General features: G+C 29.9%; 10 protein-coding genes. 9 read left to right on the top strand and 1 reads right to left on the bottom strand.

The window, feature by feature from the left end:
* From Q5O29_RS08520 to Q5O29_RS08490, 7 genes are all read left to right on the top strand, one after another.
* Positions 1–574 (top strand): condensation domain-containing protein (locus Q5O29_RS08520; RefSeq protein WP_302631972.1); only part of this gene is annotated, 574 nt, incomplete at its 5' end.
* A gap of 27 nt (positions 575–601) precedes the next feature.
* Positions 602–1,933 (top strand): condensation domain-containing protein, encoded by a 1,332-nt coding sequence (locus tag Q5O29_RS08515; protein WP_022212534.1) that lies wholly within the window; start codon positions 602–604, stop codon positions 1,931–1,933.
* A 61-nt stretch (positions 1,934–1,994) separates the two neighbouring features.
* Positions 1,995–3,674 (top strand): AMP-binding protein, encoded by a 1,680-nt coding sequence (locus Q5O29_RS08510; RefSeq protein ID WP_022212533.1) that lies wholly within the window; start codon positions 1,995–1,997, stop codon positions 3,672–3,674.
* Entirely contained in the window at positions 3,667–3,891 is a 225-nt protein-coding gene (locus Q5O29_RS08505) for an acyl carrier protein (RefSeq protein ID WP_022167151.1), read from the top strand. Before Q5O29_RS08510 ends, Q5O29_RS08505 begins: the two co-directional genes overlap by 8 nt.
* A 116-nt stretch (positions 3,892–4,007) precedes the next feature.
* Positions 4,008–4,451: a 4'-phosphopantetheinyl transferase superfamily protein gene (locus Q5O29_RS08500; protein ID WP_187004469.1), complete on the top strand. Its 444-nt coding sequence runs from the start codon at positions 4,008–4,010 to the stop codon at positions 4,449–4,451.
* Positions 4,441–5,148: an ABC transporter ATP-binding protein gene (locus Q5O29_RS08495; protein ID WP_022167153.1), complete on the top strand. Its 708-nt coding sequence runs from the start codon at positions 4,441–4,443 to the stop codon at positions 5,146–5,148. Before Q5O29_RS08500 ends, Q5O29_RS08495 begins: the two co-directional genes overlap by 11 nt.
* Before the next feature lie 15 nt (positions 5,149–5,163).
* Complete coding sequence (locus Q5O29_RS08490; RefSeq protein ID WP_022212531.1) at positions 5,164–8,466, top strand: FtsX-like permease family protein; 3,303 nt, start codon at positions 5,164–5,166, stop codon at positions 8,464–8,466.
* 59 nt (positions 8,467–8,525) lie between these two features.
* Here the strand turns inward: Q5O29_RS08490 and Q5O29_RS08485 are convergent, their stop codons facing one another.
* Positions 8,526–9,881 (bottom strand): aspartate kinase, encoded by a 1,356-nt coding sequence (locus Q5O29_RS08485; protein WP_022212530.1) that lies wholly within the window; start codon positions 9,879–9,881, stop codon positions 8,526–8,528.
* A gap of 361 nt (positions 9,882–10,242) precedes the next feature.
* Here Q5O29_RS08485 and glnA point away from each other — a divergent pair, with 361 nt between their 5' ends.
* Together glnA and Q5O29_RS08475 are read left to right on the top strand one after the other, a co-directional pair.
* The gene (gene glnA, locus Q5O29_RS08480) at positions 10,243–11,571 is read left to right on the top strand and encodes a type I glutamate--ammonia ligase (RefSeq protein ID WP_022212529.1); all 1,329 of its coding nucleotides are present in this window, start codon (positions 10,243–10,245) and stop codon (positions 11,569–11,571) included.
* Between the two features lie 21 nt (positions 11,572–11,592).
* On the top strand, positions 11,593–12,156 hold the full coding sequence (locus tag Q5O29_RS08475; RefSeq protein ID WP_022212528.1) for an ANTAR domain-containing response regulator: 564 nt from the start codon (positions 11,593–11,595) through the stop codon (positions 12,154–12,156).
* Positions 12,157–12,320 lie beyond the last annotated feature (164 nt).

Genomic DNA, 12,320 nt, shown 5'->3' with positions numbered 1-12,320 from the left:
TCAAAGTGTATTTTTATTAGGAAGTCAATTATATTTGTATAAGTTAAATAATAGTGATGAAGCTTTAGTGCATAATGTTCTTGCAAGGAGAAGTGGGGCTGCAGCCAAGACAGCTGGTGGTATGCTAATTAATATATTAGAATTTGTTGTTAAGTGTCCATATGATTTATCTTTCCTTGATGCATGTAATAAGATAATGATAGATCAAGCTAAATTATTTAGACATGGAGATTATCCTTATCAAAGAGTTGTAGATTTTATTCAAAAAAATGTTGGAATAAAGACAGGAAACTTTACTGATTTATCATTTACTTATCAAGCAGCTAAAGTTGGAAGTGAAAATATGTTTAAAGCTAAAGTACAAAACTACAGTAATGGAGTTTCAGGGATTTCTATATATTTAACTATTATGGACGCTTTAGGTACTGGTAATTTAGACTTTTTGTTTGAATATAATTTAGCGTTGGCAAGTGAAGAAATTGTAGATAAACTTTATGATCAGATGATTAAGAGTATTGAGATAGGTATAGCCTCACCTAATAAGACCTTAAGAGAAATAATAAGTGAAATATAATTTTTAGTATTAGAGGAGGATTTAATATTGGTTGAAAGGAAGTATTATGATTTAACTCCATCACAAAAACTAATGTATTTTGCATTAAAATTCATACCTGAAAAAAATGTTGTTAATATTGGTACTGCAGTTTGGTTTCATGAGAATATTGATTGTGAATTATTAAAAGCTGCAGCTTATAAAGCTATATGGCGAATGGATGCCTTAAGGCTTAGACTTAAAAAGGTTAAAGGCCAAATAAAACAATATGTTTCAGAAGAAGAACCTAAAGAAATAAAAATTGAAGACTACTCAAATTATTCAAAGGATCATATAGATGAAATTTTAGAAAAATGGACAAGTACTCCGTTTAAATATAATGATAAAGAATTATATGATGTAAGTATTATTAAAGGACCGGAAAATGTAACTGGATTATATATAAAGGTAAATCATGTTGTTATGGATGCTTGGGGCTTAACTGTATATGCAAAAGATGTTATTAATATTTATTTAGCTATGAAAGAAGGAAAAGAACTACCGGAAGAACCAGCAAAATTTGTTCCATTGATTGAAAAAGATTTAGAGTATATGAATTCTAAAAGAATGCAAAAGGATTATGAGTTTATAAAGGAAAAATGGAAAACACCAGCAGTTTTTGCATCAGTGGAACCTAAATATGTAGGTAAAAGATATAGGCCTAATAATTTAAGCTTTAAAGGCAAACAGAAAGTAATGTCATTAGATAAGAGTATTGTAGCAAAAATAAATGAATATTGTAGAGAAAATAGAATATCTCAGCAAACATTATTTATTTTAGGAAGCCAGATATACTTTTATAAGCTAAATAATACTGATAAGTCAATGGTGAATTCTGTATTAGCAAGAAGATCCTCTATGGATAGAAAAAAAGCTGGAGGAATGATGGTGAATAACTTACAACTTAAGGTAGAATGCCCATATGGAGTATCTTTTAAAGAAGCATGTGAAAAGCTAACAAAAGAGCAGTTTGAATTATACAGGCATGGAGATTTTCCATATCAACTTGCACATGATTATGTATTAAAACAAGCAGGAATTAAATCAGGGCTTCTTACAGACTTTACGATAACTTACCAGCCAGCAAAGATATTTACAGACAATAGGATAAAAGCTAAAGTACAAAATTATTTTAATGGAAGTTCATCAATGAATTTATATCTAACAATAATGGACACTTTAGATTCAGGTGAATTAGATTTCATGTTCCAATATAAAGTTGCTGTAGTAAGTGATGAAATAGTTGATGAACTATATAGAGTGATGATTAAAGCAGTAGAAATTGGAATTGAATCTTCTAATAAGACTATTGGTGAAATAATTGATGAGATTTATGCATAGGTTTTATTAATGTAGAATTTAATAAGATATTATGTGGTTGGTATAAAGGGGGATAAATAAAGTGATAGAGGTCTTTGGAGAATGCCTAGAAACCATTAGGGATATTATTAATAATTCTAGTAATAAGTATAAAGATAAAATTGCTATTAGAGAAAAGAAAAATAAGAAAATAGTAAGTTATACTTATGGACAGTTAAGAGATGATGTTTATGCTTTGGGGACAAAACTCATAGATATGGGGTTAAAAGATAAGCATATAGCTATAGTAGGGGGAAATAGTTATAGCTGGATTGTTTCATATCTTGCAATTATAACAGGTGTTGGCGTAGCAGTTCCTCTTGATAAGGAGTTAGATTCAGAACAAATAAGTAAACTACTAGAAAAGGGTGATGCCTCAGCTGTATTATTTTCAAAGGGATTTTTATCTAGTATAGATGAAATCATTGAAAATAGTAAGTTAGAGTTTGCAGCATGCTTAAATGATACAGATAAGTATACAGATGTACAGACATTGATAAATGAAGGTAGACAATTAATAAATGAAGGTAGCACAGTATATGAAGACTCTATTGTAAATGTTAATGAGTTAAATGTTATTATGTTTACATCTGGAACAACTGGATTTAACAAAGGTGTAATGATAAGTCAAAATAATTTATTGGTGAATATTGAACAATCATGTAAGGCTTTTGGAATTTATCATAAAACTGTAGCAGTATTACCATTTCATCATATATATGAGAATGTTTGTGGTATGATGGCTCCAATAGCTATGGGGATGAATATTTTTATTAATGATAGTTTGAAATATTTATCTAAAAATTTAAAATTAGTGAAACCAGAAATGGAAGTAATGGTACCATTATTTTTAGAAACTATGGAAAAAAGTATAAGAGTCGAATTAAAAAGAATGAATGTGGAAAAGGTTTTTGAAAATAGTATAAAAGTTAGTAATTTCTTATTGAAATCTGGTATAGATTTAAGAAGGCTATTATTTAGAAAAGTGCATGCTAACTTTGGTGGTAAATTAAAAGCAATTGTATGTGGAGGGGCAGCACTTAAGCCAGAACTTATAACTTTCTTTGGCGATATAGGAATAACTATTCACAATGGATATGGAATAACAGAATGCACTCCATTAATCAGTGTAAATTTAAATAAAAAAGGAGATCATTTTTCAGTAGGAAAAATATTTTCCAGTTGTGAAGTGAAAATTGATAATAAAAATGAAGAAGGAATTGGTGAAATATTAGTTAAAGGTCCAAATGTAATGATAGGATATTACAAAGATGATGAAAGTAATGAAAAATCATTTACTAATGGATGGTTTAGAACAGGTGATTATGGAAGCATAGACGCTGATAAAAATCTTGTTATTTGTGGAAGAAAGAAAAATTTAATTGTTTTAAGTAACGGTAAAAATGTACACCCTGAAGAGTTAGAAGGATATATATATGAAATGATGCCGTATGTTAAAGAATCACTTGTTTATATAGATAAGAATAAAAAAGGTAGTGAAGTTATCAGCACATATGTATATTTAGATCAAGATTTTTCTTCAGGTAAAAGTTTAGAAGAGTTAGAGTCAATCTTAAAAGAAGACTTGAAAAAGGTAAATAAAAAATTGCCAAGCTTTAAAAAAATACAGCATATATATATAAAAGAAGAAGAGTTTGAAAAAAATAGTTCTAAAAAAATAATAAGACAAAAGTTCTTAGAGGAGGTAAGTCAAATTGGATAAGAAAGTAATAGAAATAATGGCAAATTATTTAGGGTTAAAGGAAGAAGAAATAACATCAGATATGGATTTAATGGATGATTTAAACATAAACTCATATGACATAATGAGTATCGTAGGTAAATTTGAGGATGAGTTTGATATCGAAATTCCAGATGAAGATATAAGAAATTTTAGAACAGTTAAAGATGTATTAAGCTACATCAATGAACAAAATTGATTCAATGTTTTATAGCTAAATGTAATGATATAAAATTACAAAGATATTATAGCAAGGAATTATTAAGATATTCAATAAAAAGCGTCTTTAAAGTAGAAATAGAGGATGAAGCTGTAATGAGAAATCAATATGGCAAACCCTCTTTTAAAAACAATGAGCATATAAAATTTAATATAAGCCATTGTGATGGACTTATTGCTTGTGCTGTAGGTTTGGAAGAAATAGGAGTAGATGTTGAAAATATTAGAAGCTTTGATGACTATGTAGTAAGAAGAGTGTGTAATAAGAAGGAAATAAATTCAATATATAACTCTGATGATAGTGAAAAAACTTTTTTCACATATTGGACTATGAAAGAAAGTTTAGGCAAGGCTTTAGGAGTAGGATTACACTATCCCATAAAGGAAAATGAGTTTATACAAAATGGTGATGAATATTTATGTAATTACAAAGGATTGAAAATTAAAAATTACCAAATAGATAATAAGTTTATTTTATCTATTTGTACAGATAAAAATGAAGAAATTATACTAAGGGGGGTTAATTTAGATGGAAGATAATTTTATAGAATTTAAGGATGTTTATAAAAGGTATCAAATGGGTGAAGTTACTATAGCTGCAGCCAATGGAGTTAACTTTCATGTTAAACCAGGAGAATTTGTAGTTATAGTAGGGCCTAGTGGTGCTGGAAAAAGTACAATTCTTAATATGTTAGGTGGTATTGACCAAAATGATGATGGGCAAATAATCATTGGTGGAAAAGATTTAAGTGCCATGAATAACAAAGAGCTTACTTTGTATAGACGTTATGATATAGGATTTGTATTTCAATTTTATAATCTAATACAAAACCTTACAGCTAAAGAAAATGTTGAAATAGCATCTCAAATTTGTAAAGAACCAATGGATGCAGAAGAAGCATTAAGAAGTGTAGGCCTTGAAGATCGTATGGATAATTTCCCTTCTCAATTATCAGGAGGGGAGCAACAACGTGTTGCCATTGCTCGTGCTTTAGCAAAAAGACCAAAACTTCTTCTATGTGATGAACCTACAGGAGCATTGGATTATCAGACAGGAAAGAACATCTTAAAGCTTTTACAGGAAACATGTAGAAAAGAAAATATGACTGTAGTACTAGTAACACATAATCAAGCTATTACGCCAATGGCTGATAGAGTTATAAGAGTTAAAAATAGTAAAGTAGAATCTATGGTTATTAATAAAAAATTAACCTCCATTGATGATATTGAATGGTAATGGAGGCGTAGTTTTATGACAAGTAGTTTAAAAAAGGTTTTTTTCAGACAAATAAAAGATACTAAAAGCAGATTTATTTCAATATTACTTATTGTAGCTTTAGGAGTAGGCTTTTTTGTCGGAGTTAAAGCTGCAAGTCCAAGTATGAAATATTCAGCAAATAAATTTTTTGAAGCAAATAATTTGATGGATTATAAAATTATGTCAGACTATGGTTTTCAAGATGATGATATTAGATCATTAGAAGAACTTAAAGGTGTTATGCAAGTAATGCCTTCTTATTCAGCAGACTTATTAGTTAATACTGGTGGTGCAAATAATGTAGTTAGGGTACAAGCTGTGCCTGAAAGCTCTTATGGAAAGCAGCCTATTAATGAACTAAATGTGGTAGAAGGAAGATTGCCAGAAAAATCAGGTGAATGTGTAGTTGAAAGTAATTCTAATACATCAGTTAAATATGAAATAGGAGATACCATAGAACTTCTTTCTCCTAGCGATGATAAGGAAATAACTGACGTAGTAAAGACTTCGACCTTTAAGGTTGTAGGATTTATCGAAAGTCCTCAATATATTGCTTTTGATAAAGGGATAACACAAGTTGGTGATGGATCAATCTTAAATTATATGATGATTTCTGCTGATGATTTTGCATATAGCCGATATACAGAAGTATTTTTATGTGTAAATACACCTAAAAAATATGAATCAAGCTTTGAAGATGACTATAAATCATATATTGCAGACTATTCTTCAAAATTATCAAGTCTTGGTGTAGACAGAGTAGAAGTAAATAAAGAAGCAATACTTACGCAAGCTCAGAAGCAAATAGATGCAGCAAGAAAAGAAATTGATTTTCAAAAAGCAGATGCTCAAGCAGATTTAGATGATGGGAAGAAGCAAATTCAGGAAGCAGAAGCTACGATAGCTGAAAAAGAACAAGAAATTACTGATGGAGAAGCACAAATAAAGGCTTCAGAAGAGCAGTTAGCTGCCTCAGAAGCACAAGTTGCTGATGGATGGAATCAAATAGTTGCTGGAGAAGAACAACTTAATGAAGGAATAAATGAATATAATGCTGGAGTAGATCAATATAATGCAGCATATTTTGAATATATGGCACAAAGAGAGGCTGGAGAAGCACAATTAAATCAAGCACAAGCTCAATTAGATACTTATGGGCCATTAATTAGTGGCTTACAGTCAATAATAGATAATGGTGGAGTTTTATCATCAGTACTTCAATCTCAATTTGATTCGTATATAACTCAGTATAATGATGCTGTTGCACAAGTTGATGCTGGAAGACAGATGATAGCAGATGCTGACTATCAAATTGCTGCAGCCAAAGAACAATTAGATTCATCAGCAGCACAAATTCAGGCAGCTCAAAATGAAATTAATACTCAAAAAGATAACTTGACTGCTGCGGAACAGCAGATTGCAGATGGAAAAGCACAATTAGAACAGTCTAAGGTGCAAATTGTAGAAGGGAAAGTTCAAATTGAAGAAGCAAAGAAACAGCTAGCAGATTCAAAGGCTCAATTAGAAGAAGGACAAAAAGAATTTGATACTCAATTTACTTTAGCTGAAGATGAATTAAATCAAAAATCAAATGATTTAAAAAATCTTTCCAATGGTAAGTGGTATATATTTACTAGAGATGATAATCCAGGGTATACTTCTTTTGCAGAAGATGCTAATCGTATTAATGGTATAGCTAGTGTGTTCCCATTATTTTTCTTCATAGTAGCAGCACTTGTATGTCTTACAACAATGACGAGAATGGTTGAGGAAGAAAGAACACAGATAGGTACATTTAAGGCATTAGGATATGAAAATAAGACTATAGCAGCTAAGTACTTTTTTTATGCATTTTTAGCAGCAATAACAGGAAGTATTTTAGGAATAGTGGTTGGACTATTAATTTTACCTAAGACAATATTCCACTCTTATGATGCAATGTATAAATTACCTATATTTGCAGTTAAAATAAGTATACCAGTTATAATTATAGCAGTTGTATGTGCGCTTCTCTGTACTTGTACAGTTGCATATTTAGTAGCTTATAGAGAACTAAAACTAAATCCTGCAACTTTAATGAGACCTAAAGCTCCAAAGCAAGGAAAGCGTATATTCTTAGAAAAGATACCATTTATATGGAATAAAATGAATTTTTCATCAAAGGTAACTACAAGAAATATCTTTAGATATAAAGCTAGATTTATCATGACTGTTTTAGGAGTGGCTGGTTGTACTGCACTAATACTTGCAGCATATGGTTTAAAGGATTCTATTTCTGTAGTTGTTCCTAAACAATATGGTGAGATATTTACGTATGATACTATGATGAACTTAAAATATGAAGGTACTTTAGATGAAAAGAAAAGTCTTAAAGATTCCATTGATATAGATAAGCGTGTTAAATCATCAATGATGATTAAACAAAGCTTGATGAATGGATCAAAGGCAAATGATGATAAAGAAGTACAGATAAGATTATTTGTACCAGAATCATTAGATAAATTCAAGGACTATGTACATTTATTAGATAAGGACTCTGAAAGTAATATTGAGCTTACCGATGATAATGTGGTAATAACGGAAAAGCTAGCCAAACTTTTAAATCTTTCTGTAGGAGATACTATAACTGTAGGAGATGATGCTGGAATAACTGTTGATTTAAAAATATCTAGTATAGTAGAAAATTATGTATATAATTATGTATATTTATCTAGAAAGATGTATGAAGAAAAGTTTGGGGAAGATTTAAAGCTTAATACAGCTTTATTAAAGCTTACTGAAGATGGTAAAGCTCATGAAGATGAAGTTGCTAAGGATTGGTTAAAGAAAAATGATATTTTAGTTGTTACTTCAACTTCTTATGTAATATCAAGTTTTGAAGATATAATATCAAGTTTGAATTCAGTAGTAGTGCTTATGATTATTTGTGCAGCAGCATTAGCATTTGTTGTTTTATATAATTTAACAAATATAAATGTAGCTGAAAGAATGAGAGAAATTGCTACAATAAAGGTGTTAGGATTTACTGAAAAAGAATCTGCCAATTATGTATATAGAGAAAATATCGTTTTATCGGTAATAGGTATTGCAGTAGGATTAGTAATGGGTATTTTCCTAAGCAATTATATAGTTTCTACCATTGAAATGGATATAGTTATGTTTGGTAGATCTATTCATGGTATAAGCTTTATATATGCAGCAACATTTACTTTAGTATTTACTTTACTTGTTAATGTATCTATGTATGGAAAACTTAATAATATAAGTATGGTTGAATCTTTAAAATCAGTTGAATAATAAGAAAACGGGGCTGAATAGCTCCGTTTTATTTTGTGGCATTAGTTTGTAAAATTTTTCTAATTTGCTGATGTTGATTTAATAGGTACAACATTTAGATATTCATCACTAAATGAATTGTAGATAGCATTAATACCTTTTTCAAAATCTTCATTTTCAATACCAATTAAGATATTGATTTCACTAGAACCTTGATCAATCATTCTCACATTTATATCAGCTTGTGATAAAGCATCAAATATTTTTACAGCAACACCTTTTTTATTGGCCATGCCAGCACCAACAGTTGCAATAAGAGCCATATTAGGATGAACTACTACAGAATCTGGGTTACAAGAACGCTGAATTTCATCTACAAGAATTTCAAGCTTGTTCTTAAGTTCAGAATCTGATATGACCACGCATACTGAATCTATACCTGAAGGCATATTTTCAAAAGAAACATTATTTTGCTCAAGGATAGAAAGCACTTTTCTACAGAAACCAAGTTCTGTATTCATCATAGCTTTTTCGATAGAAATAACAGTAAAGTTTTTTTTACCAGCTATACCAGTAAGCGTTCTATTAGAGGAATTTTCCCTAGAACTTACAATAAATGTTCCACTGTCTTCAGGAGCATTGGTATTTTTTATGTTTATAGGTATTCCAACATTTCTCACAGGAAAAACAGCTTCTTCATGTAATACAGATGCCCCCATATATGATAATTCTCGTAGCTCTCTATATGTTATTTCTTTAATTTGCATGGGATGCTCAACGATTTTGGGATCTGCCATAAGAAATCCTGATACATCTGTCCAATTTTCATATAAATCAGCGTTAATATTAGCAGCCACTAATGCACCAGTGACATCGGATCCTCCTCTTGAAAAAGTAACAATATTACCTTCAGGATCAGAACCATAAAAACCAGGAATAACAGCTTTTTCAGATTTAGACAAAGCATCTTTAAGTTTAAGTTCAGTGGCCTCATTATCTAAAGTACCATATCTATTAAATTTGATAACATCTTTAGCATCTATAAAGTCTATAGCTAAATATTCAGCAAGTATTAATCCATTTAAGTATTCGCCACGACTTGCAGCATAATCTTTAGAAGCCCCATTTTCTAAATCTTCTTTTACAATATTTAAATAATCCTGGATGTTTAAATCTATATTTAATTCTTCAACTATGCTTTCATATCTTTCACTAATAAGTTTAAATACATCATCTAGAGGTATACCAGATTGTATATGACCATGGCAAAGATATAAGACATCTGTAATTTTAAAATCTTTTGAATGTCTTTTTCCAGGTGCAGATGGAACAATGAATTTTCTAGCTTCATCTGCAAAAAATATATTTTTTACTTTCTTAAACTGATTGGCATCAGATAAAGAACTTCCACCAAACTTTGTTACAATTGTTTTCATATTAATAGCCCCCAATAGAATTATTATTTGTAATAATAATATAATCTTAGAAATATTTTACATAAATATTGTGTATTTTGCAAATAATTTTATATGATTTTTACTTTGTATAAGAAAAGAACATTAGTGAAAAATAAAAAAATAATAAAAGTATGAAAAAAATGATATTAGTATAAAAATAAATTCAATATTTTAGTAGTTATTTAAAAAAATAACTTATTAATATTATAGTGATAATTAGAAGATTGTAGTTTTTCTAATGAATGTATATAATATTAATAAGAAATTGGACAAGATTAACATTTTACTGACTATGAGGACATAATTTATTGTCTTTTTTGAAAACAAAGGGGGGCATTATATGCATTATTCAAAAGAAGATATTTTAGCAATGGTAGAAGAAAATGGCGTTAAGTTTATAAGACTTCAATTTACAGATATATTAGGGACTCTTAAAAATGTGGCCATCACTGACAGACAACTTGAAAAGGCATTAAATAATCATTGTATGTTTGATGGATCATCAATTAATGGTTTTGTAAGAGTTGAAGAATCAGATATGTATTTAAGACCTGATTTAGATACATTTTTAATTTTTCCTTGGAGACCGCAACAGGGGAAAGTGGCTAGATTAATTTGCGATGTATATATGCCTGATGGAACTCCTTTTGAAGGAGATCCTAGATATATACTAAAAAAAGCAATTAATAAAGCAAAAGATATGGGATATACAATGAATGTAGGGCCAGAGTGTGAGTTCTTTTTATTTGAAGTTGATAATGATGGTAATCCAACCTTAAAAACTAATGATAAAGGAAGTTATTTTGATTTAGGACCTATAGATTTAGGTGAAAATGCCAGAAGGGATATGACTCTTGCTTTAGAAGATATGGGATTTGAAATTGAAACTTCACATCATGAAGTGGCTGCAGGACAAAATGAAATAGATTTTAAATATGCTGATGCATTAGTTACAGCAGATAATATTGCTACATTTAAATACGTAGTTAAGTCAATTGCTCAAAGACATGGGTTATATGCAACTTTCATGCCCAAACCATTACATGGAGTTAATGGATCAGGAATGCATATAAATATTTCACTGATTAAAGATGGGAAAAATGCTTTTCATAATGAAGAGGATGAATTAGGTTTAAGTTCAGTGGCATATAATTTCATAGGTGGTGTGCTTAAGCATATTAAAGAGATTTGTCCAATAACAAATCCTTTAGTAAATTCATATAAGAGATTGGTGCCGGACTATGAAGCTCCAGTATACATTGCATGGTCAGCTAAAAATAGAAGTCCACTTATAAGGGTTCCATCAGCCAGAGAAGAGGGAACTAGGATAGAACTTAGATCTCCAGATCCTAGCTCAAATCCATATCTTGTCTTAGCATGTCTTTTATTAGCAGGATTAGAAGGTATTAAATATAATTTAGAACCACCTAAATGCATTGATAAAAATATTTTTGCTCTAAATAGAGAAGAAAGAAAGAGAGAAAATATAGAAAGTTTACCTGAAAGCTTACATGAAGCAGTTGCATATATGCAAAAAAGTGATCTTGTGAAAGAAGCTTTAGGAAAAAACACCTTTGAATATTACATTAGGGCCAAGGAGGTTGAGTGGGATAATTATAGAACACAGGTACACCAGTGGGAAATAACTAGTTATCTTTCAAAATACTAGGTCATAAAGGTGGGGTATGAAATGAATGATCAAAGGGGAGTAATTGTGGCACTTCAGAATCTAGATACAGCAGAAAAAATTGGCTCACTGATAATTGAAGCAGGATACAGAGTTTTAGCTACATGCAACTCAGGGCATGATCTAATCAGAAAATGTATAGCTTTGGACCCTGAAATTGTAATTATTGGCTATAAGCTAAATGATATGACAATTTTGGATGTATATAATACATTAGCCGATAATTGTAGTTTTTTGGCAATAGTAAATGAGACATATAGATCATTTGTACAGGAACAAACAGATATATTTTGTATAACCAATCCTATTTCTAAGGGAATTTTAATAAGTTCTTTAGATTTAATATGCCAAAGTAATAAGAAAGTGTCTAAATTGAGAGAAAAAGTAAATAAATTAGAAACCACCATGGAAGAACGAAAAATAATTGAAAGAGCTAAGGGAATTTTAATGGAGCGTGAAAATTTAACGGAAAGGGAAGCCTTTAGGATTATCCAAAAAAATAGTATGGATACAGGTAGTAAGATGATTGATGTTGCAAGCAATATTATCATTCAGTACTCTTTATAAATAAATTCAAATATTTTTTAATTAAGGGTTCCTACAGGAGCCCTTAATTCTTAAATTTTTTTAAGAATTAAATTTTAATGAACTGTTGCAATTTTGTCACAAAAGAATAGTATAATTATAGTGAAATTATTTATAACTAAGTTATATAAATTAACGGGGAGAGA

The organism is Clostridium sp. CAG:265 (assembly GCF_000436575.1).
Lineage (GTDB): Bacteria > Bacillota > Clostridia > Clostridiales > Clostridiaceae > Clostridium > Clostridium lentum.
The sequence above is the reverse complement of the archived record's forward strand: the minus strand, read 5'-3'. Positions and strand labels throughout refer to the sequence as shown.